14 protein-coding genes, 2 tRNA genes and 1 riboswitch are annotated in these 24,751 nt (G+C 66.0%); of the genes, 6 read left to right on the forward strand and 10 right to left on the reverse strand.

Annotated elements, in window-relative coordinates; translation table 11 throughout:
- Positions 1–23: 23 nt before the first annotated feature.
- From infB to rnr, 8 genes are all read right to left on the reverse strand, one after another.
- Positions 24–2,876 (reverse strand): translation initiation factor IF-2, encoded by a 2,853-nt coding sequence (gene infB / locus ASF94_RS14020; RefSeq protein ID WP_056667506.1) that lies wholly within the window; start codon positions 2,874–2,876, stop codon positions 24–26.
- Between the two features lie 23 nt (positions 2,877–2,899).
- On the reverse strand, positions 2,900–4,387 hold the full coding sequence (gene nusA, locus ASF94_RS14025) for a transcription termination factor NusA (RefSeq protein WP_056667507.1): 1,488 nt from the start codon (positions 4,385–4,387) through the stop codon (positions 2,900–2,902).
- Between the two features lie 71 nt (positions 4,388–4,458).
- Positions 4,459–5,082, reverse strand: a complete 624-nt coding sequence (gene rimP / locus ASF94_RS14030; protein WP_056667510.1) for a ribosome maturation factor RimP — start codon at positions 5,080–5,082, stop codon at positions 4,459–4,461.
- 200 nt (positions 5,083–5,282) lie between these two features.
- The gene (locus ASF94_RS14035) at positions 5,283–5,663 is read right to left on the reverse strand and encodes a co-chaperone YbbN (protein ID WP_056667514.1); all 381 of its coding nucleotides are present in this window, start codon (positions 5,661–5,663) and stop codon (positions 5,283–5,285) included.
- 202 nt (positions 5,664–5,865) lie between these two features.
- Positions 5,866–7,194 (reverse strand): cytochrome c, encoded by a 1,329-nt coding sequence (locus ASF94_RS14040; RefSeq protein ID WP_156382545.1) that lies wholly within the window; start codon positions 7,192–7,194, stop codon positions 5,866–5,868.
- Positions 7,191–7,823: a c-type cytochrome gene (locus ASF94_RS14045; RefSeq protein ID WP_056668120.1), complete on the reverse strand. Its 633-nt coding sequence runs from the start codon at positions 7,821–7,823 to the stop codon at positions 7,191–7,193. The genes ASF94_RS14040 and ASF94_RS14045 overlap by 4 nt, the downstream gene beginning before the upstream one ends.
- A 130-nt stretch (positions 7,824–7,953) precedes the next feature.
- Positions 7,954–8,709 (reverse strand): SDR family oxidoreductase, encoded by a 756-nt coding sequence (locus ASF94_RS14050; RefSeq protein WP_056668123.1) that lies wholly within the window; start codon positions 8,707–8,709, stop codon positions 7,954–7,956.
- 199 nt (positions 8,710–8,908) lie between these two features.
- On the reverse strand, positions 8,909–11,239 hold the full coding sequence (gene rnr, locus ASF94_RS14055; RefSeq protein WP_056667521.1) for a ribonuclease R: 2,331 nt from the start codon (positions 11,237–11,239) through the stop codon (positions 8,909–8,911).
- Positions 11,240–12,271: 1,032 nt separating this feature from the next.
- Between rnr and ltrA the strand changes: the two genes are divergently transcribed.
- The 3 genes from ltrA (at position 12,272) to ASF94_RS14070 (ending at position 14,502) form a co-directional block, all read left to right on the forward strand.
- On the forward strand, positions 12,272–13,996 hold the full coding sequence (gene ltrA, locus ASF94_RS14060) for a group II intron reverse transcriptase/maturase (protein WP_056667524.1): 1,725 nt from the start codon (positions 12,272–12,274) through the stop codon (positions 13,994–13,996).
- A 123-nt stretch (positions 13,997–14,119) separates the two neighbouring features.
- Positions 14,120–14,204 (forward strand) — tRNA-Leu (locus tag ASF94_RS14065).
- Positions 14,205–14,417: 213 nt separating this feature from the next.
- A tRNA-Leu gene (locus ASF94_RS14070) sits at positions 14,418–14,502 on the forward strand.
- Between the two features lie 246 nt (positions 14,503–14,748).
- Here the strand turns inward: ASF94_RS14070 and ASF94_RS14075 are convergent.
- Positions 14,749–17,499, reverse strand: coding sequence for a DUF349 domain-containing protein (locus tag ASF94_RS14075; protein WP_056667526.1), 2,751 nt, complete (start codon positions 17,497–17,499; stop codon positions 14,749–14,751).
- 361 nt (positions 17,500–17,860) lie between these two features.
- A complete protein-coding gene (locus tag ASF94_RS14080; RefSeq protein ID WP_235505375.1) occupies positions 17,861–21,577 on the reverse strand; it encodes a DUF748 domain-containing protein in 3,717 nt (1,238 codons plus the stop codon).
- Positions 21,578–21,694: 117 nt separating this feature from the next.
- Between ASF94_RS14080 and ASF94_RS21355 the strand changes: the two genes are divergently transcribed.
- From ASF94_RS21355 to glyA, 3 genes are all read left to right on the forward strand, one after another.
- A complete protein-coding gene (locus ASF94_RS21355) occupies positions 21,695–22,075 on the forward strand; it encodes a hypothetical protein (RefSeq protein ID WP_156382546.1) in 381 nt (126 codons plus the stop codon).
- A 294-nt stretch (positions 22,076–22,369) separates the two neighbouring features.
- A complete protein-coding gene (locus ASF94_RS14085; RefSeq protein WP_056667531.1) occupies positions 22,370–23,266 on the forward strand; it encodes a lytic transglycosylase domain-containing protein in 897 nt (298 codons plus the stop codon).
- Positions 23,267–23,304: 38 nt separating this feature from the next.
- Positions 23,305–23,456, forward strand: a riboswitch (ZMP/ZTP riboswitch).
- A 36-nt stretch (positions 23,457–23,492) separates the two neighbouring features.
- Positions 23,493–24,737, forward strand: coding sequence for a serine hydroxymethyltransferase (gene glyA / locus ASF94_RS14090; RefSeq protein WP_056667534.1), 1,245 nt, complete (start codon positions 23,493–23,495; stop codon positions 24,735–24,737).
- The last annotated feature ends 14 nt before the right edge of the window (positions 24,738–24,751 follow it).

A 24,751-nucleotide genomic window follows, 5' to 3' on the forward strand; every position in this document is an offset into this window, starting at 1 on the left:
CGCGAAGCGATTCAGGGGGTGCATCACAACGTCCGCGCGATTTCCTTGATGTCGAAGAACTCCAGCTGATCACCTTCCTTGATGTCGTTGTAGTTCTTGAGCTTGATACCGCACTCGAAGCCTTCCTTGACTTCCTTGACGTCGTCCTTCAGGCGCTTGACCGAGTCGACTTCGCCCGTGTAGACCACGACGTTGTCGCGCAGCAGGCGGAAGCGTGCGTTGCGGTGGACCATGCCCGAGGTGATGTACGAACCGGCGATCGTGCCGATCTTCGTCGCCACGAACACGGTGCGGATCTCGGCCGTGCCGATGACCTCTTCGCGCTGCTCCGGAGCCAGCATGCCCGACATCGCCACCTTCAGCTCGTCCACGGCGTCGTAGATGATGCTGTAGTAGTGCAGATCGACGCCGTTGTTCTCGGCCAGCTTGCGCGCGCCGGCATCGGCCCGCACGTTGAAACCGATCACGATGGCCTTGGAGGCGATCGCCAGGTTGATGTCGGACTCGCTGATGCCGCCCACGCCGGCATAGACCAGCTGGACCTTGATCTCGTCGGTCGAGAGCTTGAGCAACGACTGCGACAGCGCTTCCTGCGAACCCTGCACGTCGGCCTTGACGATGATGGGCAGGTACTTGACCTCGCCCGCCGTCATGTCGGCGAACATGTTTTCCAGCTTGGCGGCTTGCTGCTTGGCCAGCTTGGTGTTGCGGAACTTGCCGGCGCGGTAGGTCGCCACTTCGCGGGCACGGCGCTCGTCGCCCAGCACCTGGAAGTCGTCGCCTGCCTGAGGCACTTCGGTCAGACCCTGGATTTCCACCGGGATCGACGGGCCCGCCGTCTTCGCGACACGGCCGTTCTCGTCCAGCATGGCGCGCACGCGGCCATAGGTCTGGCCTGCCAGCACGATGTCACCGACCTTCAGCGTGCCGGACTGCACCAGCACCGTGGCCACGGGGCCGCGGCCCTTGTCCAGCTGCGCTTCGATCACCAGGCCCTTGGCCAGGGATTCGACCGGCGCCTTCAACTCCAGCACCTCGGCCTGCAGCAGCACCTGCTCCAGCAGTTCGTCGATACCCGCGCCGGTCTTCGACGACACGGGCACGAACGGCGACTCGCCGCCGTACTCTTCGGGCACGACCTGCTCGACCACCAGTTCCTGCTTCACCCGCTCGAAATTCGCATCGGGCTTGTCGGACTTGGTGATGGCCACCACGATCGGAACACCCGCCGCCTTGGCGTGCTTGATGGCTTCCTTCGTCTGGGGCATGACGCCGTCGTCCGCCGCCACCACCAGGATGACGATGTCGGTCGCCTGCGCACCGCGGGCACGCATGGCCGTGAAGGCCTCGTGACCGGGGGTGTCGAGGAACGACACCATGCCGCGCGGCGTTTCCACGTGGTAGGCGCCGATGTGCTGCGTGATGCCGCCGGCTTCGCCCGCGGCCACCTTGGCACGGCGGATGTAGTCCAGCAGCGAGGTCTTGCCGTGGTCCACGTGGCCCATGACGGTGACCACCGGAGCGCGCGGCAACAGCTCGGCCTGTTGGCCGGCCACGTCCTCGTCGGTGAACGCTTCCGGATCGTCCAGCGCGGCCACGACGGCCTTGTGGCCCATTTCCTCGACCACGATCATGGCCGTGTCCTGGTCCAGCGGCTGGTTGATGGTGACCATCTGGCCCATCTTCATCAGCGACTTAATGACCTCGGACGCCTTGATCGACATCTTGTGCGCCAGTTCGGCCACCGTGATGGTTTCCGGCACGTGCACCTCGATGATGCGCGCCTCCACCTGCGCCTGCGGCTGGTGGTGGTGATCGTCGCCCCGGTCGTTGCCGCGGCGGCCACGCGGGCCGGTGCGCCAGTTGTTGCGCCCCACGCCGCCACTGCTGTCGCCGCGGGTCTTGATTTCCTTCTTCTTGGCCGGATCGCCAGCCCAGCTCGACGAGAGCTTGGCGGACTTGACTTCCTTGCCGGCACCGCCCGGTGCGGCAGGCGCACCCGGACGGGCCGCGCCCGGCGTCGCGGCCGGCTTGTGCAGCGTGCCCTTCTTGGCATCGGCGGCACCAGGCGCCTTGGGGGCGGGCTTCGGCTCTTCGGGCTTCTTGGCGACCAGCACCTTCTTGGGGGCGGCCATCATGGCGCGAATGGCTTCGGCTTCCGCCAGGGCCTTGCGGCGGCGCTCGTCGAGGTCGTTGGCGCGGGCGTTTTCCTCGGCAACGCGGGCGGCGGACTCCGCCTCCGCCTTGGCGCGGGCTTCAGCCTGGGCGGCGGCACGTGCAGCGGCTTCGGCCGCCTGCTCACGCACGGCTTCCTCGCGCTGGGCCGAGGCCTGGGCACGCTTCTCGGCGGTCTGCATGGCATAGGCCGCAGCGCGCTCTTCGGCTTCGCGGTCGCGCTGCTCGCGCGCTTCGCGCTCGCGGCGCTTCTCGCTCAGCTCTTCTTCCTGGCGGCGGATCAACTCGGCCTGGCCGCGCGCTTCTTCTTCGCGGCGCACCAGTTCCAGCTCTTCCGCGCTCGGACCTGCGGCCGCTTCGGGCGCAGCGTCTTCGCCTTCGGGCAGGCTGTCGGAGCCGTCCTCGCGCTTGATGAAGGTGCGCTTCTTGCGCACTTCCACCTGGATGGTGCGGGCCTTGCCCGTCGCATCCGCCTGCTTGATCTCGCTGGTGGACTTCTTGGTCAGCGTGATCTTGCGGCGATCGGTAGCCACCGTTCCGTGGCTGGCCTGCAGGAATGCGAGCAATTTCTGCTTGTCTGCCTCGGTCAGCGCGTCGGCAGGGGTGGACTTGGCCACGCCGGCAGACTTGAGCTGATCGAGCAGCGTCTCGGGAGATTTCTTGAGTTCGTTCGCGAACTCGGCAACGGTATTACTGGACATATTGGATTCGTACCTCCCTACCCTTACTCTGGCTGCCCTGCGAACCAATGTTCACGAGCCTTCAGGATCAAGGCTTTGGCATCTTCCGGTGACTGTCCGGTCAAATCAGTCAGTTCATCTACGCCCAAGTCAGCCAGGTCGTCGCGGCTGTGCACGCCACCTTCCGCCAGCTTGGCAATCAGTTCGGGCGTCAGGCCCTCCAGGTCACGCAGGTTCTGCGAGACGCCTTCGACGCTTTCCTCGCGGGCGATTTCCATCGTCAGCAGGGCGTCCTTGGCGCGAGCGCGCAGTTCGTTGACCGTGTCTTCGTCGAAGCTCTCGATCTCCAGCATTTCCTGGATCGGCACATAGGCCACTTCTTCCAGACTGGCGAAACCTTCGGCGATCAGGATGTCGGCGATCTCCTCGTCCACATCGAGCTTCTCCATGAACAGGCGGCGCGAGGTGTCGGTTTCGGTCGCCTGCTTCTGGGCGGATTCGGCCGCGTCCATGATGTTGATCTTCCAGCCCGTCAGGTCGGAAGCCAGCCGCACGTTCTGGCCGCCACGGCCAATGGCGATGGCGAGGTTTTCCTCGTCCACCACCACGTCCATGGCGTGCTTTTCCTCGTCCACCACGATGGACGACACGTTGGCGGGTGCCAACGCGCCGATGACGAACTGGGCTGGGTCTTCCGACCACAGCACGATGTCCACCCGCTCGCCAGCCAGCTCGTTCGTCACCGCATTGACGCGCGTTCCCCGCACGCCCACGCAGGTGCCGATGGGGTCCACGCGGCGGTCGTGCGACAGCACGGCGATCTTGGCGCGGCTGCCGGCATCGCGGGCGCAGCTCTTGATCTCGAGCAGGCCCTGCTCGATCTCGGGCACTTCGTTGCGGAACAGCTCGATCATGAACTCCGGCGCCGAACGCGACAGGATGATCGGGGCGCCACGCAGCGTCAGGTCCACCTCCATGATCATGGCGCGCACGCGGTCGCCATTGCGCAGGTTTTCCTTCGGGATCATTTCGGAGCGGCGCAGCCGGCCTTCCACACGGCCGGACTCGACGATGATGTCGCCCTTGTCCATGCGCTTGACCGTGCCGGTGAAGATCTTTTCGCCACGCGACATGAAGTCGTTGAGCAGCATCTCACGCTCGGCGTCGCGGATCTTCTGCAGGATCACCTGCTTGGCGGCCATGGCACCGATACGGCCGATGGGCACCGATTCCACGCCTTCTTCGATGTGCTCGCCGACTTCGATGTCCGCAATCCGGTCGCGCGCATCCATCAGCAGCTCTTCGGCTTCCGGATTCTGCAGACCGGCATCGTCGGGCACGACCAGCCAGCGACGGAAAGTCTCGTAATTGCCGCTGTCACGATCGATCGACACGCGGATGTCCACCTCGCCGGGGTACAGCTTCTTCGTAGCCTGGGCCAGCGCCAACTCCACGGCACCAAACACCACATCGCGCTCCACGTTCTTTTCGCGCGAAATGGCTTCGACCAACATCAACAGTTCGCGATTCATGCGACGACTCTCCTATTTCAATCACTCGAGGACCGGTGCGCTGGCAACGGCCCGATATTGTTCTTGCTGGTTCAGGCGTCGGCCTGGCCCGCCTTGGCACCCCGGCCCTTGAAGTCCACCAGCGGTGCGAGCCGGGCGTCCTTCAGTTCATCCAGCGTGAAGCCCAGGGCCTGCAGCGGCGCGGGCACACGCTTCTTGCTCACGCGCTGGCCCGGCTTGGGCGCGGGCTCGTCACTCCAGACGATCTGCCAGCCACCCGACTCGGCCCGCTCCAGCGTGCCGCGAAACTTCTTGCGATTGGCGTTCACCTGGCCCTCGGCGGCGGCGCCCAGCGGGGCCTTGAGCGTGAGGTCGATCACCTCGCCGGTGAATCGCACGAAATCCTGCTCGTGACGCAGAGGGCGATCGATACCGGGCGACGAGACTTCCAGGCGCTTGTATTCCACGCCGTCCACTTCCAGCGCGAACTGCAGCTGGCGGGTCACCTTCTCGCAATCTTCCACCGTCACGAACTGCTCGGGCAGCGCATCGGCAGCCCCGCCCGCACCTGGCTCGTCTGGCTCGCCTGGCGAAACCGGGGGCACCCAGGGGTGATCGATGGTGATGCGCAGCAGCCCCCCAGCGGAGCGCTCGATTTCCACCAGGTCATAGCCCAGCCCGCTGACGGTTTGTTCGACGATCTCTTGCAGTGCCACGTGTGGTTCAGTTCTGTGTCCGGAAATACAAAAAACCCGACAACCGCCCGAATCATTCCCGGCAGCTTCGAGCTGGAAAAATAAACGCCCAAAAAAAACGGGCGGTGAGTACCCGCCCGGTTGGTCGTGAGAGTCCTATTGTAGCCGGTAACGCATTGATTTGCCAGCAACCTGGCACACTGTGCGCACCATGCCAGGTTTCAGCCGTGCTTCGCGGTGATGCGCGCAAACAACGCCTGGGCTTCATGTGCGGCCGGCAGCGGCGCTTGTTCGTGGATGTTGTCCAACAACCGCTTGAGCACGCCGGCTTGCGGCAGCAACGGGCCGAGAAAGCGCGCGGCGCCGTCCGCCGCCAGCAACAGCGTGGGGAACGTGTCCACGTCGACCTCGCCCGCCAGCTCCGCCTCGTCTTCCACATCCACCCAGACGAAACGGGCCTGCGGATGCGCTGCGGCCAGCCCATCGAACAGCGCGCGGTAATCCCTGCACACACCACACCACTCAGCGCAAAGGCAGACGACCCACAGGTTTTCGGCATCGGGTGCATCTTCCGAGGGGAGCATTGCAGCGGGAAGTGGCATGGGACAAGGGTCTTTCTGGAATCGAGAGGGGTGCGGGCGTGTGGCTGAGCGCGCCCGCATCGGGGCGAATGCGTTCGCCGCACGGCGGCAGCAGCAGCCGCCGCCGCCGGATGCGGCGTTGCGACCTGACCCAGCGCTGCCCCGAGGTCCGCTCGCCGGGCGGGCGCAGTCTTTCGCGCGACGCACCGCCATTCGGGCAAGCTTAACCCGGAGCGCGCCGCTCTCGCACGCGATAGACGTCGATGGCGCCCAACGCAGCGGCCCGGTTACCCCAGGCATTGCGCACATAGCTCAGCACGGCGGCAATGTCCTCGTCGCCGAGCACCTGGTTGAAAGGCGGCATTCCAGCAGGCCACGGGTTTCCGGTCGTCGCTGGCGCGTAACCCCCTTCCAGCACCATGCGCACCAGATTGGCAGGGTTGTGCAGATTGACCGCCCGGTTGCCGGCCAGCGCCGGAAAATGGCCGTCCCGCCCCTGCCCCGCGTCGCCATGACACTGGGCACAGCGGGACGCGTAGACCGCCCGCCCCCGCTCCATCACGGCCGCGTGGGGCGCCGGAACCTCCTGCGGGTGGCGGCCAGCCTGCACCGGCAAAGACTGCAGATATACCGCCATGGCGCGTGCGTCTTCCGCCCGCAGATACTGCGTGCTGCCGAAGACGACCTCGGCCATCGGGCCCGATACCGTGGCGCGCGGGGTCTGGCCGGTTTGAAGCAGCGACACGATCTCGTCGACCGGCCAGTCCGACACGCCCGCCTCCTCCGGTGCTGCAAGGGAGGGGGCCAGCCAGTTCTGCACCGGCATCATGCCGCCGCGCAGGCCGGCGGCATCGACGGTGGCGCCCCAGCTGTTGCGGGGTGCGTGGCAGGCGGCGCAGTGCCCCAGCCCTTGCACCAGGTAGGCCCCGCGGTTCCACTCCGGCGGGCGCGCCGCGTCGGCGGCCCAGGCCTGCGGCCGGAAATACAGCGCCCGCCAGGCCGCCAGGGCCAGCGGGGTGCTGAAGGGAAACCGCAGCGTATGGGGCCGATTCGCCTGCTCGACCGCAGGCAGCGAACGCAGATAGCCGAAGAGGTCGTCGGCATCCTGGCGCGTGACGTAGGTGTAGCTGGGATAGGGAAACGCCGGATACAGCAACCTGCCGTCCCGCGACTTGCCATGATGCATGGCGCCCCAGAAGTCGTCCGCGGTCCAGCGTCCCAGGCCGGTGCCGATGTCCGGCGTGAGATTGGGAGCGTAGACCGTGCCGAAAGGCGTCTCGATCCCTCGCCCGCCGGCGAACGCCGCCCCGCCCGCCGCGGTGTGACAGCCCATGCAATTGCCCAGCCGCGCCAGATATTCGCCGCGCTGGACGGTGCCCGTGTCCTGCACGTGCGACACCGGCTGGAGCGCTGCGGCCGTCCCTGTCGCAGCCACCCCCGGGCCCTGCAAGCCGCCGGCCGCATGCCAGAGGGTCACCACCGCCAGAAGCACCAGCGCGGCGGCCGTCGCAAGGGCGACCGCCCACCAGCGCCCTGCCCGGCTGCGCCTCACGGCGCCTCCTTCATGGGAGCCGCGGCTCCGATGCCACCACAGGGCCAGGGAAGGGGCAGGCTGACCGAGGAGGTGGAGGACGGCGGCGGCACCGCCTGGGCAGACAGCCAGGCCGATACGGCACCGATATCCTCCGGCGTGAGGGCGTTGGCCACGCGAGCCATGCAGTCAGGTGCATGGGCACGCCGCTGCCCCGCCTTCCATGCGCCGATCTGCCCGTTGATGTAGTCGCGCGGCAAGCCCAGCAGTCCGGGAACGTAGCTTCCGCCGCCCGCCAGGGCCGGGCCATGGCACTGGGCGCACGCCGGAATCCCGCGCGCAGCATCCCCGTGCAGCGCGAGCTGCGCACCCCGATCCAGCGTGGACGCCGGCACCTTCGCCGCTGCCGCCGGCGGATACGGGAGGTCCTGGGCGGCGAAGTAACTGGCGATCTCCCACAGGTACGCGTCGGTCATGTGCCGCAGCAGATGCGCCATCGGGGCGTAGTTCCTGCGGCCGTCCCGGAAATTCTGCAGTTGGTTGTAGAGATAGCCCACAGGCTTGCCGGCAATGCGCGGAAAGTAACCTTCGGGCGTGGAGCGCCCCTCCTTGCCGTGACAGGCCGCGCAGGCCAGCATGCGCGGCGCCATGTCGGCCGCACTCAACGTCTGGGCGCGGGTCCATCCAGGCAAAAGCGCAGCCAGGGCAAACACCCCGCAGAGCAGGCCGCGCCAGGGCCGCACCGCAGCCGCTGGCGCGCTACATGCCGGCTTTGCGCCGCTAGCCACGGCCGGCGAACGGCATCTTCGTCGCCATGACGGTGTGGAACATGACATTGGCTTCCAGCGGCAGGTTGGCCATGTAGAGCACGGACTGACCAACGATGTCGACGTCCATGAGTGGCTCTGGCGCGACCTGCCCATGGGCCTGCATCACTCCCTGGGTCATGCGCTGGGCCAGTTCGGTGCCGGCATTGCCCACGTCGATCTGACCCACGGCGATGTCGTGGTGGCGCCCGTCCAGCGACGCGGTTTTCGTCAAGCCGAGCACCGCATGCTTGGTAGCCGTGTACGCGATGGAATGAGGCCGGGGCGTGTGCGCCGAGATCGAACCGTTGTTGATGATGCGCCCGCCTCTCGGCGACTGGGCCTTCATCACCCGAAAGGCGTTCTGGATGCCATAGAACATGCCGCTCAGGTTGATATCCACCACCTGCTTCCATTGTTCGATGGGCAACTCGTCGATGGGGACAGCCGGCGCACCCACGCCCGCGTTGTTGAAAAGCAGATCGACCCGGCCGAAGACCTCCACCGTGCGGTCGAAGAGCGCGCGGACCGACTGGGGGTCGGAGACATCGCAAGGAACAGCCAACACCCTCTGCCCCGCTGCAGATTCCTCGGCCACGTACTGCAGCGGCTGGGGTCGCCGGCCGCTCAGCACCACGGTCCATCCGTCGCGCAGCAGGGCGAGCGAGGCTGCCCTCCCGATGCCGGTGCCCGCGCCGGTCACGATGGCCACTTTGTTCTTCGTTGTCACGATATTCACCTTCCAAAATGCGGATGGGGTGGCCTGGCTGCAAACGCCGCCCGCCCCCGATCTGCTCCGCCCGCAGACCCCAGGCAACCGGGGTTCACCGGGTTCGCCGGGTTCTCCGGGTGGGCCGTGGCAGCCCGGGCCTATGGCCTGCGGGCTGCGAGCCTGCGCCGGCAAGCCAGCCGGCCCAGCAGGCCGCCTGTCAACGCCGGGAGCGGCGGGACTTGGATGCGCTCTTGCCAGCAGGCTTCTTGGCCGGCGCTTTGGCAGGCGCGCTGGCACCACGCGCGGCACGGTCCTTGGCCGCCGCGCTCCGCAAGCGCGAGCCGCGGCCACTGCGCACGGACGGCCCAGCGTCTTCCTGCCCGGCATCACCGCGTGGGGCACGGGCTGCATCGCCGCCGCGTTCGCGTTCGCGTTCCCGCTCCCGTGGCGGCTTGGCGGGCGCGTAGGCCTCGCCGTCCTTGACCAGCCGGAAGTCGATCTTGCGGCCGTCGAGGTCCACCCGGCTGACCTGGACGTTCACGCGGGTGCCGATGGCGTAACGGATGCCGGTCCGCTCGCCGCGCAATTCCTGGCGCGCCTCGTCGAACTTGAAGTACTCCCCACCCAGTTCGGTGATGTGCACCAGCCCTTCTACATACATGGCGTCGAGGGTGACGAAGATCCCGAAGCTGGTCGCGGAGCTGACCACACCGGAATATTCCTCGCCCAGATGCTCGCGCATGTACTTGCATTTCAGCCAGGCCTCCACATCGCGACTGGCTTCATCCGCCCGCCGTTCGTTGGCGCTGCAATGCAGGCCGGCGGCTTCCCAGGCCTGAAGTTCCTTGGAGGGCGGAGGAGCCTCCTTGCGGGGCTTGTTGGATGGCGCCGCCACGCGGGCGGCCAGCCGCTTGGCGAGCTTGGCATGCGCCTCCCCCGGCGTAGGCAGCGCCGGCAGCTTGTATTTCGTCTGACCCAGAATCGCCTTGATGACCCGGTGCACCAGCAGGTCCGGGTAGCGGCGGATGGGGCTGGTGAAATGGGTATAGGCCTCGAACGCCAACCCGAAGTGGCCGCTGTTCACCGGCGTGTAGATCGCCTGCTGCATGGAGCGCAGCAACATGGTGTGGATCTGCTGGGCGTCAGGACGGTCCTTGGTCGCGGCGGCGATGGCCTGGAATTCCGACGGCTTCGGGTCGTCGCCGATGGTCATGCCCACGCCCATGGCTTTGAGGTAATTGCGCAGGATCTCCTGCTTCTCGGGCGTGGGGCCCTCATGCACGCGGAACAGGCCCGGCTGCTTGCCTTGCGCGATGAAGTCGGCGCTGCAGACGTTGGCCGCCAGCATGGCTTCCTCGATCAGGCGGTGCGCCTCGTTGCGCGTGCGCGGCACGATCTTTTCGATCCGGCCGTTGTCGTCACAGATGATCTGCGTTTCGGTGGTCTCGAAATCGACCGCACCCCGCACCTGCCGCGCCGCCAGCAACGCGCGGTACACGTCGTGCAGATGAAGCAGATCCTGCACGCGGGCCTTGCGTTTGGTGGCCTCCGGCCCGCGGGTGTTCGCCAAAATGGCCGCGACCTCGGTATAGGTAAAGCGCGCGTGGCTGTACATCACGGCCGGGTAGAACTGGTAGGCGTGCACCTCCCCCTTGGCCGTGACCAGCATGTCGCAGACCATGCACAGCCGCTCCACCTCAGGGTTCAAGGAGCACAGGCCGTTGGACAGCTTCTCCGGCAGCATCGGAATGACGCGCCGGGGAAAGTAAACGCTCGTCGCGCGGTCATAGGCATCGATGTCGATGTCGCTGCCGGTCTCCACGTAATGGCTCACGTCGGCAATGGCGACCAGCAAGCGCCAGCCCTTGGCACGGCCCACCTTGGCGGGCTCGCAATAGACGGCGTCGTCGAAATCGCGGGCGTCCTCGCCGTCGATGGTGACCAGCGGCACGTCGGTCAGGTCGACACGCTTGCGCTTGTCCTGCGCGCGCACCTTGTCGGGCAGCGCCTTGGCCTGCGCCAGGCAGGCCTCCGAGAACTCGTGCGGCACGCCATATTTGCGCACGGCGATCTCGATTTCCATGCCGGGGTCATCGACCTCGCCCAGCACTTCCTTGATGCGGCCCACGGGCTGACCGAACAGCGCCGGCGGCTCCGTGAGTTCGACCACCACCACCTGGCCCGGCTTGGCCGAGCCCGTGGCACCCTTGGGTATCAACACATCCTGGCCATAGCGCTTGTCTTCGGGCGCCACCAGCCAAACGCCGCTTTCCTGCAGCAGCCGGCCGATCAGCGGCTGAGCCGGCCGCTCGACGATTTCTACCACGCGGCCCTCGGGCCGTCCCCGCCGGTCCTGGCGGACGATGCGCACCCGCACGCGGTCCTTGTGAAGCACGGCCCGCATCTCGTTGGGCGGCAGATAGATGTCTCCCTCGCCGTCGTCACGCAGTACGAACCCGTGGCCATCCCGGTGCCCCTGCACGCTGCCTTCAATTTCTTCGGTGCTCGACGTCTGATTGGCGCCGGTGTTCAATTTTTTGATATACAATCTAAGTCTTTCCGTGCGACACGTAACGCGTCGTTCTGAATGAGGTAGCTGCCTCGTTAAATATTAGCAATTTACTCACCCGCTTCGGCGGGCATAAAACAGATGCTCGGCTCACCCTGATCATCCCACAGCTTGATCCGCAAGGACGGGCTTTAATAGAAGATAGACGGGCAACCGAGCTATCTCATCAAGGTCACTCTATCGAGTGACTTTATATTGAAAGCGGCAGAGATGCCGTTTGTGGCGCTCGCGCACATAGCCGACGAGCACGCCACAAGCGGAGCTTTGTCTGCCGCGTGCGCAGCTCGTTTCTGAGTAAACCATTCAGAGCGTCCTGCTCTGATCTGCCTTGTCATACATCCGGCAACGGACCGCTGTGACCTCGCGTGCGACCGCGAGTAGCCTAGAGTGGCATGCAGGGACAGTAATGACCCTGTGTGAAGCCCACTCAACAATGAACCCCTACTTCGGTAGCAGCTACGCCCGCGAGGGTGTAGCTGGAAGCTGCCAGCAGAAAGGCGGCCGAGGGGGCTAGGCTAGTTCCATATGGGCAACATAAGTGAACCATCGTCAGAACCTGGGTGAAGATTGAACGGCCAAATCTGCTGATAGGCCGTAACCAAAAGGTGCGCTGCTGGCTATTCCTGTGGAAAGTGGGAATACGTCGTCAATATGCAGCCCCAGGAAAGATGGGCCCTAATTGGAGAGATCGAAGCGGCGCAAACCGCCAAGATCGGTAGATCAGGGAACGTGGTAAGCCCCACCACCCGCCTGCGTGCTTCGGCACGCAGGCAGGGAAGCCGCAAGGCAACCTGTTGGATGAGGGGGTATGGGATGGTGGAAAAAGCGAACGGCTGCCTGTAACGGGTGGCATAGGGGTTCCAACTTTGCCCCAACGCGAAAGCGTGCAAACTTCCACTTGGTGCAACCGTCGCGAGACGGCTGTCTAAGTTCAATCGACCCCGAAGGGATGCTCCATTCCCCTTCGGGGGAGAAGTGCGTCCTCGATGGGTCTAACTCAAAGAGGAAAGCATGAGAAAACTTGCTGGCAACAGCGAGCCTGCATCCTCACGCGAACCCGCCAACTGGCACGCCATTGACTGGCAGCGAGTTGAAAGGTTTGTGCGAACGATGCAGCAAAAGATCGCGAAGGCGACGCAAGGACAGGATTGGCGGCGGGTGAAAGCACTCCAACGATCCTTGATCCACTCGCACTCCGCCAGAGCTCTGGCGGTAAGGCGGGTGACCGAAAACCAAGGCAAGCGAACGGCAGGGGTCGATCGCCAACTTTGGGACACTCCGCTCCTGAAATGGGCGGCAATCGGTTTGTTGAAACAGCAACGAGGGTATAGGCCCCTGCCCTTGCGGCGGGTCTACATCCCAAAATCGAACGGGAAGGAGCGCCCCCTGGGCATTCCAATCATGTTCGACCGGGCCATGCAGGCACTTCACCTGCTAGGACTAGAGCCCGTGGCGGAAAGCACGAGCGACCCGAACTCCTATGGGTTCAGGAGAAATCGCTCCACGGCCGATGCCATGGGCCAGATATTCGTCTGCACATCCAAAAAGGCTTCGGCCCCATGGGTGCTGGAGGCGGACATCCGAGGCTGTTTCGACCACATCAACCACGACTGGCTGGTGCGCCACGTCCCCACGGACAAGGCAATCCTGCGCAAGTGGCTGAAAGCCGGGGTGATCCACCAGGGTCACTTCTCGCCGACTGACGAAGGAACGCCGCAAGGCGGCATCATTTCGCCAACCTTGGCGAACATGTGTCTGAACGGGCTCGAATCCGGCTTGGCCGCGCACCTCAAAGCGCGGTTCAGGTCTCGCGCCTTGAAGCTGAAAGTCAATGTAATCCGGTACGCAGACGATTTCGTCATCACCGGCGACTCCAAGGAGTTGCTGGAGACAGAAGTCAGGCCGTGGATCGAAGCATTCCTCGCACAAAGAGGGTTGCAACTGTCGCCGGATAAGACAAGGGTCGCCCACATTGATGACGGCTTCAACTTTCTGGGGTGGAATTTCCGCAAGTACGCGGGAAAACTACTCATCAAGCCAAGCAAGAAGAACGCGCAAGCGCTCTACAGCAAGGTCAGGGAGATCGTAAAGACACATGCGATGGTGAAGCAGGAGGATCTCATCGCCAAACTGAACCCTATCCTTCGGGGCTGGGCGCAGTACCACCATCCGGTGGTGGTAAAAGAAACCTTCAACAAGATGGACAACTTGATCTACTGGCGGCTTGTCCGCTGGGCGAGACGGCGCCATCCAAACAAGTCCCCGAAGTGGTGTGCGAACCGTTACTGGCAGCGCATCAACGAGAGGAATGAGTTCGCTGCAACCGTCAAGACGGCAGAAGGTCCATTCACGAAAAAGCTGTTGAAGCTCGCGGATACAGAGATCGTGAGGCACGAAAAGATCAAGGCGGACTACAACCCCTTCGATCCATCGTGGGAAGCGTACGGCGAGAAATTGAGGACGAAGCGCATGCTGCGAAGCATCGCGTACAGGGCCGAAACAACCATGCTGTATGTGTCCCAGGCGGGGCAGTGTGCACTTTGCGCACAGCCCTTGGACTACGAGAAGGGATGGCACGACCACCACATTGTTCGCAAAGTGGATGGCGGGTCGGATGCTCTCTACAACCGGGTGCTACTGCACCCGGTCTGCCACATCAGACTGCACGCCTTGGGTCTGACGGTAGCGAAACCGGCCCCACATGGGGCTTCGAGTCCGAAGAAGGCGAAAACTTAGGGTACAATCTGAGTCTTCGCACAATACGGATAGTGTTGTGCTTGAGCCGGATGCGGTGAAAGTCGCAAGTCCGGTTCTTAGGGGGGGATGGTTCAGTAATGAACTGTCCCTACCCTCCTGAAAGCCCAGGTGGCGGAATTGGTAGACGCACTAGTTTCAGGTACTAGCGAGTAACATCGTGGAGGTTCGAGTCCTCTCCTGGGCACCAAGTTTAACGAGAACCCGTCAGGGTTTCGAAAAGAAAAGCCGCTTTGCACAAAGCGGCTTTTTTATTTTCCGGAACGTTTCGCGCTGAGCTTCCCCGCCCGGCGCGCCCCTCACCCGGCGCCTAGGGTCACCGACTCCTGCGGGCGAAGACACAAAAACAGGAATTTGCGTGAACGGGCAAAAATATGTTCTATAATTCGATCTTTCCTGAAATGCCCAGGTGGCGGAATTGGTAGACGCACTAGTTTCAGGTACTAGCGAGTAACATCGTGGAGGTTCGAGTCCTCTCCTGGGCACCAAATTTGATAAAAGCCGCTGTGAACACAGCGGCTTTTTTTTCGTCTGCTCGCCGCAGCGACCGACCAGGGCGCTGGCGCAGTTGCCGCCCAGCCCTTCACCTCCAGCGGCTTTCGGCGGGGACGCCCATCACGCAACTGGAGCAGCAGTTCGGGGAGAGGCCCCACCTCCCTCGCGCTCCACGCGCTCCTCACGCCCCTCGCGCCGGTAGGCGCTGAATCCGGCACCTCAGGGTGCCGGCGTGTCGCTTACTTGCGCAGCAGCGCCTTGAGCGCGTTCTGCAGACGGCGTGCCGTGGCGTCATCGCTGGCGCTGGCCAGCACGCGGGCTGCGTCCTGGCCCCAGGTCTGGATCGGCGCGGGGTCGTTGCGCCGGGTGAGCAATTGCAGCTGCAGTGCGCGGCGATCGGACAGCTGCTCCGCAGGCGTCGGCACCTCCGCGGCCATCTCCAGACGCAGCAACGACTGCGACGCATCACCGGCTGGCGCGGAAGCGAGCGCCTGGGCCCACGCCGTGCGGGTCGCGGAATTGACCTGCCCGCCGAGTTCCTGCGCACTCGGCAGCAAGGCCGGGTCACGCTGGCTCCATGCAGACAGCACCTGGGTCAGCGCCTCGCCGTGGGCCTGTGCAGCCAACTTGCGCAAAGCCGCCTGGGCGTGTTCGATGGCGTCACGCTGGGCGCGGAAAGCGGCGTCGCCCAGACGCGGTCCCCGCGCCTCCGGCGCATCGCCGCGACCGCCGAAGCGCCCGCCGCGGTCGGCGCCGAAACGGTCACCGCCCGGCCGACCGGCATCGCGCGGCCCCCGTGCACCATCCCTGCCACCCCGGCCGTCAGGACGGCCGCGGCCACTCGCAGGCGCGGGAGCATCTTTCCGCATGCCAGGGCGGTCATCGCCCCGCACGGCCACCACAGGGCGTGGTGCCGGCTTAGGCGCGGGTGCGGCTTCGGGAGCGGCAGTCGTCGGCTCCGCACCAGCGGCATCGGCGTCAGATGCTACATTTTCAGTAGCATCCGAACCAGACTCCACGGGCGCTGCAGGCGCATTGTCCTTGGCAGCCTTGTCTGCCGCCGCCTTGTCGCCCAGAGCCTGGCTGCGCAGCGCGCTTTCCAGATCGGCCATGGCGCCGCGAATGCGCTGGGCATCGCCGCTGGCATTGGCCGCTTCCAGAGCCTTCGAGGCATCCAGCACAGCGCGGTCGCGGGCGCTCATCTCGGTGGTCGCCCGCTCGCGCTCCGTGGTCTTGCGGTTGAATGCTTCGTCGATGGGCTTGCGGAAGGCGTCCCACAGCTTCTGCTCGTGCTTGCGGTCCAGCGGAACCGACTGGGCTTCGGCCTGCCAGCGCTGCTGCAGCGACTTGACCGCATCCACCCGCAGGCTGGGCGCAGCGCCCAGCTGGCCGGCCTCTTCGATCATGGCGTGGCGGCGGGCCACGCTGTCCTTCTGGGCGTTCTCCAGCGGAGCGGCAGCTGCGGCGAATGCCTGTTTCCACTGCGGCTGCAGTTCGGCAAACACCTTCTCGCCGACATGGCCGCCATCGCGCCAGCGGTCGCTGAACTGGTGCAAGGCGCGGTTGACGGCCTTCAGGTCCGAAGTCATCGCAGGCAGCTGGTCCTGGGTCCAGGCCTTCAGCTCTTCGATGAGCGCCACGCGCTGGGCCTTGTGCTCGGCGGCATCGGCGCGCACTTTCTCCAGCCAGGCCTCCACGACCTTGTGCGCTGCATTGCAGGCTTCGTCGAATTTCTTCCAGAGCGCATGGTTGGCCGGCCCACCCTGGTCGGCCTGCTTCCACTGGTCACGCAGCTGGCGCAGGGTTTCCTGCATCTTGCGGCCGCCCAGCGCCTGGCCATCAGGCCGCTTGAGCAGGCCTTCCGCCCGCGCCACCAGGTCTTCCCGGACCTGGTCGGCACTCCAGCGCTGCCAGCCTTCCAGTTCACCGGCCGCCACCAGCGCGGTATGCACGCGCTGCTCCAGCGCGCCATCGATGTGCTTGCCCTGGGTCTTCAGCACTGCGCGCAGCGCGGCAGCGGCCCCGGCGCTGGCCTTGCCATGGCCCTCGGCGGTTTCCTGCTCCAGCTTGCCCAGCGCCTCGGTGACGGCCTGCACGGCCTTGTCGCGCACCTGCGGATCGACCTTGGGCTTGGCGGGTTGGCGCGGCTCGCTCTTGGCAGCGGCGGCCGCCGCCTCGGACGGCAGACCACGGGCCACGCGCAACTCGTCCGCCCAGACCGGAACGGGGGGCAAGGGGGCGTTCGCATCGTCGGCTGCGGCAGCCGCCTGGGCCACCGCCGGCTGGAAGGCGTCCCAGACCAGCAGCAGCTGCGAGCGCGAGGCGTCGAGCAGCGGCGGAAAACGCGCTTCCACGCTCGGCCAGGCCGCGTCGCTGGTCAGCGTCTCGGCCTGTTCCTGCCAGCGGCCCACGTCGGCGCGCAGCACTTCCAGCGCGGCCTGGGCGTCACGCCAAGGCTTGGTGGACAGCACTTCGATGCGCTGCGCGAGCAGCACGGCCGCTTCACGCTGCACCTGCACCCGGTGCTGCAGGTCTTCGATGATCTTGATGCGTTCGGCCAGGCGGGCCTTCAGGGCCGACAGCGGTTCGCGCGAGAGCGGAGCGCCTGCCTTGGCGGCGTCGCGCTGCCAGGCCATCGCGTCTGCGATGTTGAGCTTGGGCGCCGACAGCAGCGCCTGGGCCTTCTCGGCCCACTCCGCAGCGATGGCTTCCTGCCCCTTGGCGCGACGCAGTTCGTCGAGGCGCTCGCGCACGGCGCGTGCGGCACCCTTGTCGCGGGCGCTGAGGTCCTTGAACACCTCCTGCAACTGGTCTTGCTCGGGCTGCGTGGCCAGCCAGTCGCGGATGCGCGAAGCGCGTTCGCCAGAGGTAGAGGCAGAGAAGGCGCCGCCTGTCAGCGCATCGAGAGGATGCGGCTCGGAGGCCTTGGCCGGGGCCGGATTCACTTCAGGTGCGTCGGACATTTTGCTGCGGGAGGAGAAAGGGAACATGGATCCAGTAAGGAGGAAGGATGGCCGGCCGGGTGCCAGCGCTGAAGGCCACGGGGCGCCTGGTGGGCGCCGGCCATCGAAAACGCTATTTTCGCCCGGTTTTGCTCTGCGCCGAAGGCAGCGTGATCGCCGCCAGCGGCGCAGGGTCATTGCGGCCACCGCCGTTCAGGGAATGACAGGGCAGTTGGGGACGGAGCGGCGCAGTGCAAGCGCGATCTGGGCGGCGGCCATCGCACGGGCTGCGGGGCTCCACGGGGACTCCCGATCGCAGGCGCTGCAGCACCTCCCGCACGCCCGCGTGGCGCCTCTGCGGCTGGCGACGCTCGACGCGTGAAGAGCAGCCGATTCGTGAAGAATCTCTCTAGCGCCGCCCCAGGCGCAGCTCCGCATGCGGCGTCCAGCCGTCGCCGGAGGCGGTCGGCCGCGGCGCACCCAGGAAAAGCCGGTCCGTGGCGATCGACTGCGCCGCCAGATAGTCGCGCACGGCCACCCCCCGGGCGATGGCCAGCTGCCGCATCGCATCCTGCGGCACGGCAATGTTGGCGAGCAGCAGGCTTTCCATCTCCTGCTGCGGCACGTCCTTGGCCATGCCGACCAGATTGCGCGGCTTGGTGATGTCGGCCCGGCGATAGGCCTCGCGCAGCAGCGGCAGGTACTCGGCCTCGGTGACCGGCCCGAGCTGGCCCGTGTCCTGCCCGGCCTGTGCGGCGGCGCGGCGCTTCTCGGACGCCACCAGATCCTGCAGGCGCTCCCGTTTCCAGCCATTCCGCTCGGCTTCCAGCGCCGCTTCGCCCACCACCGTCAGGCTGAGCGCCGGACGGTCGGCGAGCGCCTTGGCGACCGTGTCGAGCCGCGCTTGCGCCGGGGACTGCAGCACGGCGCTGCCGGGCTGGAATTCGACTTTGTCCAGCTCCTCGCTGCCGCCGAAACCGCCGGTCAGCAGGGCGAACGGCGAGGTGACTGCCTTGACGATGAGGTTGCCGAGCACCTTCCAGATCACCGAGCCCAGGCTGAACTGGGGGTCGTTGAGCGAGCCGCTGATCGGCAGATCGACGTCGATCACGCCATTGCGGTCGGCCAGCAAAGCGACGGCCAGGCGCACCGGCAGACTGGCGGGCGCACCTTCCACCGCCTCGCCGAACACCAGCTGCCGCAGGACGAGCCGGTTGCTGGCCGTCAGCTCGCCGTTCGGCAGCACGCGGTAGTTGACATCCATCGTGAGCTTGCCGCGCTCGATACCGTGCCCCGCGTATTTCACGCTGTAGGGCGACAGCGCCGGCAGGTCCAGGTCCCGCATCCGCCCCCGGATGTCCAGAGCAAGCGGCTGGGCCAGCGGGTTGACCTTGCCGCTGATCTCCACGGTGGCCGTCCCCTCGGCCTTGCCCCGCAGTTCCAGATCGGCCATGGGCACCTCGCCCCCGGCACCCTGCGTCACGGAGGAAAACGCACTCAGGCGGCCGGCCAGTTCAGTGAGGTCCGCAGAGTAGTTCGGCTTCACGAACCGGTCGGAGAACTGCACGCTGCCGCCGCTGAGCGTGATCGGCCCGAAGGCCAGCACCGGCCCCTGCGCGCTGCCCCCATCACCACCTGTGGCGGGGCCTGCGGCGGTGGTTTCCCGGGCCGCGGGTGCAGCGGGTGGCGCGTTGGGGGTCTGCGGCCTGAAAGCCTCTTGCAGGTTGACCCGGCCGTTTTCCTGCAGGACCACGCGGGCGAAGAAGTCGGTCAGCGCGGTTTCCTGCACCTGCAAGGCCAGGGGGCGGCCGGGACTGACCGCCAGATCGACACCGTGCAGCCCGAGGGACTTCCAGCGCAGAAGGTCATTGCGCCTCGCTCCGCCCACCGACGCCGTGGTGTCCGACGCGCTGGCGCCGTCGCTCGCCTCGGTACCGCGCACGCGCAACTCGTCGAGCGTGGCATCACCCCGCGCCGTGACGGAAGTGCCGCGCTCGGTCTGCGACACCGACAGATCGCCGGAGAAGCCACCTTCCGCACGCGCAATCCGCACGTTCAACTGGTCCGCCACGTAGGGCTCCAGCGCCTGGAGCGGCAGGTGGCTGGCCTGCACCCTGCCCTGCAGTTGCAACGGAGCGGCACGCAGCGTGCCCTCGTAAGCCAGGCGGCCCGGCTCGAAGCGCCCGGCGCCCACCCGGGCCGACAGGCTGAGAGCCGATGGGGCTGGTGGGGCCGAAGGGGCTGCCATCGCGAGCGGCGTGAAGTCCCGCAGCCGGACCTGCAGCGAAGACAGATCGACCGCCACAGGCCGCACGGCTGCGGCATCGCGAAATGCCACGGCGCCGCCTTCGATGGTGGACTCGCTCAAGGTCACCGTCCAGGGACGATCGCCGGGGGCTGCCGGTGCCGGCGCCTCTTTCGCAGCAACCGGGGACGGTGCCAGCCAGTCCTGGAATGCCCAGCGACCCTCCGCATCGCGTGACACATGGACGCGTGGCTCGGCCCAGGTCAGCCGCCCGATGCGCACCTCTCGCTCGCCCGGACGCACCCAGGCATCTTCCACGGTGAGGCTTCGCCAGTCCGCCAGCCGGCGCGGGGCTGCCCGGGACATGCCGGCTTCGGCCAGGGTGGCCGCGCAGGCCGCCGTCTGGGCGCCGCAGGAAACCGCTACGTCCCGCGCAGACAGCCTGGCCAGCTTGGCCAGCCAGGTGGAGCCGTTCCACGCCAGCCCCAGGTCGGCATCGACCGCCCCGCTGACGCGTGGCCGAAGATGGGCTTGCAGATAGGGCGATGCCAGTTCGAGCGGCAGACCCCGAAGAGACACTGCTGCGGAAGCGGACGAGGCGGTGGCCTGCCCTGCCAGCGTCAGGCGCGCGGCCTGCCCGGGTGCGGTATCGCCCGAAACCTCAGCCTCCGCTTGCAACTGCAAGGGCTTTTTCAGCGGCCAGGCAATGGCCGAGCTGCTGACGTTCACGCCGCGCGCCTGCCAGCGGGCACCTCCTGCGGCCTGATCCGTCCAGCCCACGCTGGCCTGCCTGAGTGAGGCGCTATCCACCTCGATGCGCCAGGGCTCCCCAACGCGGGTGGCGGTGGAGCCGTCTGCCTTCTCGGCGGACTGGGCCAGGACCCCTGCCGAGGGTTCGCCGGGCCGGTCTGCGGCCGGTGCCCTGGGGAGATCGAGCGCGCCGTCTGCGCCGCGGCGCAATTCCACATGCACGCCCAGACCCTCCACCGCGTCGAGATGGACATGCCTCTGCAAGGGTTGGAGGTCGCGCACCCGCACGTGCACTGCGTCGAAGGCGGCCACTTCGCGCCCCTGCAGATCGAGCAGTTTCGCGTCCTTCACGCTGGCGACACCGGAGATCGCCACGGACGGCGTGGCGGCTTGTTCGAACGCGACCTTCAGATCGACATCCAGCCGGCCGGACTGGACCCGCAGCGGGAGGCTGGCAGGAAGATAGGGGGTGAAGGGCGCCAGGTCGAAATGCTGGACCTGCAGGCGCACATCGGCCCGGCGGTCCGCTGCGAAGGGCGTCGCTTCGGCGGTGGTCTCGAATGGACTTCCGTTCCATTCGAAGGCCAGCCTGGGATTGACCTTGACCTCGCGATGCACGGGCAAGGTGCTGAGGAACGGCACGGCCAGGCTCACGTCGCGCAACGACTGGCGCTGGCCGGCGACGCGGTCTTCGTAGTCCACCACACCGCCGGAGACCGTCAGGTTGTACAGAGCCAGCCGTGCGGGCGCCTGGGCGGACTCCGGCGCCGGGTTGCCGCGGCCCTCGGCCAGGCGCTCGATCACGTCGTCGATGTCGTAGCGGCCGGGGCTGGTTTGCGCCCAGCGAAAAACGGGCTCTTCGACCCGGAGGGCATCCAGTACCGGTGCAAGGCGCACCAGGGACTGGAGTGCTGCATCTATATAGATGCGCTTGATGTGCAGTTGGGCGCCCTCGCCTTCGGCGTTGGCGACTGCCAGGTCGTGCAGTTCCAACTCCAGCGACCAGGGTTTGAAGTCGACCTGCCGGATCGTCACGGCGCGTCCGAGCTGCTGGCTGCCCCGCTGTTCCAGCTGCGATTTGAGCACCACGGGCACCAACCACCGGCCAGCGGCCAGGAGCAGAAGGAACACGAGCGCTGCGCAGCCGACGGCGCGCAGAGCCCATCGCGCACGGGCAGAAGAGAAGATGGATGACAAGGTGCTTGGAGGACGGGCCGCAGGAACAGGCATTCGACCAGAAACGCCCTCATGCATCTTGTAAACAAACGAAAAAAAGAAAGCCCGGTGACGAACAGGTTCGTCACCGGGCTTGACGGCAGGCACAAAGGCCAGTTGCCATCGATTTGCGTCCCCGAGATGAGCGTCGGTTCGGCAGGAAGCAAGGTATTGCCTCCAAGGGTGGCCATCCGGAACTCTCGCCGCTGGCACGTGGCGCTGAACGCCCTCGATACCCGCCGTGAAAGCCCTTTTGGCAATGCCTGTCGCAACAGGCAAGGCCACCTTACTGCGCCCGCACAAGGTGTGCAAGTGGTTTCGTCAATGATCGCGAACGATCTCATTGAAGCGGTCTGGAACGGCCTTGAAAAATGTGACACCGACGTGTCGCGCGGCCTCCGTATAAACCCTTGATTAAGGGCACCGGCTGTGATTTTTCACAGGGTTGTTATCATATATTGTTCTAAGAAATCTATTTGTTAGTGTTGACCTAGCATTTAGACCACTCCTAGAATCCGCCAGCCCGAATTTGAGGGCTGGTTAAAAACCCAACTCCGCTGCCGACCCCCGGCTAAGTCAGTTCGCAACGATCGACACGCTGCTGCGTGCGACGCGAATTCGATGGCGTACCAATCCAGGCGAGAAGCCTGGCAGTGCCCCCTGATCCCAGGTGGTGCTTCACAGGTCTCGACTCAGAAAGGAAAAGCTATGACAGCGTCAGGAACTTGGTTGGCCGGTGTACGAACGTTCGTCTCCGATGTCACCGACGGCTTTCTGGAAATCACCCACAGCGGTTTTGCCCTCGTCGGGCTGGCCGTGGCCTTCATGGTCATCACCCTGACCGCCCGCCCCGACCTGCGCGATGCAGGCGAAGAGCAACTGCGCAGCTGGCTGCAGGCGCGCCAGGTCGCGATGCTCGGCGCGCCGGTGGAGCCCGGTGCCAGCGAACGGGCCACCGCCAGCAATCCCAAGGACTTGCCCAAGGAGCAGGCAGCCGTCGCTTACTGGCTGAGCAAGAAGTATCGGGTGGCACCCGAGCCTCTGGCCGTGCTGGTCTCCGAGGCGTACGACATCGGCTCGCGCACCAAGCTTGACCCGACCTTGATCCTGGCCATCATGGCGGTGGAGTCCAGCTTCAACCCCTTCGCGCAAAGCTCGGTCGGCGCCCAAGGCCTGATGCAGGTGATGACCCGCGTGCACACCGAAAAGTACGACAACTTCGGCGGCCACTTCGCGGCCTTCGACCCCGTCTCCAACTTGCGCGTGGGCGTGAAGGTGCTGCAGGAATGCATCACCCGGGCCGGTTCGCTCGAAGGCGGGCTGCGGCACTACGTGGGCGCGGCCAACCTGGCGGACGATGGCGGCTACGCTGCGAAGGTCCTGGCCGAACACTTCCGGCTGCGTCAGGTGGCTGCAGGCCGCACGGTGCCGCTGACCACGCCCCAGCCGATGGCTCCACCGCCTCCGGCCATGCTGTCCACCAAGGCGCCCGCAACGCCAGCGCCTGCCGCGCCGGCCTCCTCGACCGGCACCACCGCCACGGCCGCGCCCGAGGCCGCACCCGCCAACGAGAAGGTCGCCCTGCTGGCGGGCGCCGAGGGCTGACCCTCCACGCCATAGGCCACGGGCGGCTCGGCTACACTAGCGGGGCACGCGACTGGCGATAGGCGCGGCGACCTTTTCAGGGCGCCGCCGCTGACGTGGAATCCGGCAGGAGGCACCTCCTGTGACCACTGGGAAGCGTGCCGCACCGATCTCGTCGCCGTGCGTTCCGCCGTTCGCCTGGGCAGCCCTTCTTGCAAGGGACACAAGTTCATAGGACTGCCACGCCATGTACCAACGCCATATTCTTGTCGAACAAGCCGATCCCGAAGTGTGGGCGGCCATCCAGGCGGAAAACGTTCGCCAGGAAGAACACATCGAGCTGATCGCCAGCGAGAACTACGCCTCGCCCGCCGTCATGGCGGCGCAGGGCTCGCAGCTCACCAACAAGTACGCCGAAGGCTATCCGGGCAAGCGCTATTACGGCGGTTGCGAGAACGTCGACGTCATCGAGCAGCTGGCCATCGACCGGGTGAAGCAGCTCTTCGGCGCCGATGCCGCCAACGTGCAGCCCAACTCCGGCTCGCAGGCCAACCAGGCCGTGCTGCTGGCCTTCCTGAAGCCGGGCGACACCATCCTCGGCATGAGCCTCGCCGAAGGCGGTCACCTGACGCACGGCATGCCCCTCAACATGAGCGGCAAGTGGTTCAACATCGTCTCGTACGGCCTGAACGACAAGGAAGAGATCGACTACGACGCGCTGGAAGCCAAGGCCCGCGAGGCCAAGCCCAAGCTCATCATCGCCGGCGCCTCTGCCTACAGCCTGCGCATCGATTTCGAGCGCTTCGCCCAGATCGCCAAGGAAGTCAGCGCCATCCTGTGGGTGGACATCGCCCACTACGCGGGCCTGGTGGTTGCCGGCGAGTACCCCAACCCGGTGCCGTTCGCCGATGTGGTCACCTCGACCACGCACAAGAGCCTGCGCGGCCCGCGCGGCGGCATCATCCTGATGAAGGCCGAGCATGAGAAGGCGATCAATTCCGCCATCTTCCCCGGCCTGCAGGGCGGTCCGCTGGAGCACGTCATCGCGGCCAAGGCCGTGGCCTTCAAGGAAGCGCTGACGCCTGAATTCAAGGCCTATCAGCAGCAAGTGGTGAAGAACGCCAAGGTGTTCGCCGAGACGCTGATCGCGCGCGGCCTGCGCATCATCAGCGGCCGCACCGAAAGCCACGTCATGCTGGTGGACCTGCGCGCCAAGGGCATCACCGGCAAGGTGGCGGAGGCCGCACTGGGCCAGGCCCACATCACGATCAACAAGAACTCGATTCCGAACGATCCGGAAAAGCCGATGGTGACCAGCGGCATCCGCGTGGGTACGCCCGCCATCACCACGCGCGGCTTCAAGGAAGAGGAAACGCGCATCACCGCGAACCTGGTGGCCGACGTGCTGGAGAATCCGCACGACGAAGCCAACCTGGCCGCCGTGCGCGCCAAGGTGCATGCGCTGACCAGCCGCTTCCCGGTCTACCGTTGACCCGGCCGATTCGC

It is taken from the genome of Acidovorax sp. Leaf160 (assembly GCF_001424265.1).
Lineage (GTDB): Bacteria > Pseudomonadota > Gammaproteobacteria > Burkholderiales > Burkholderiaceae_C > Paracidovorax.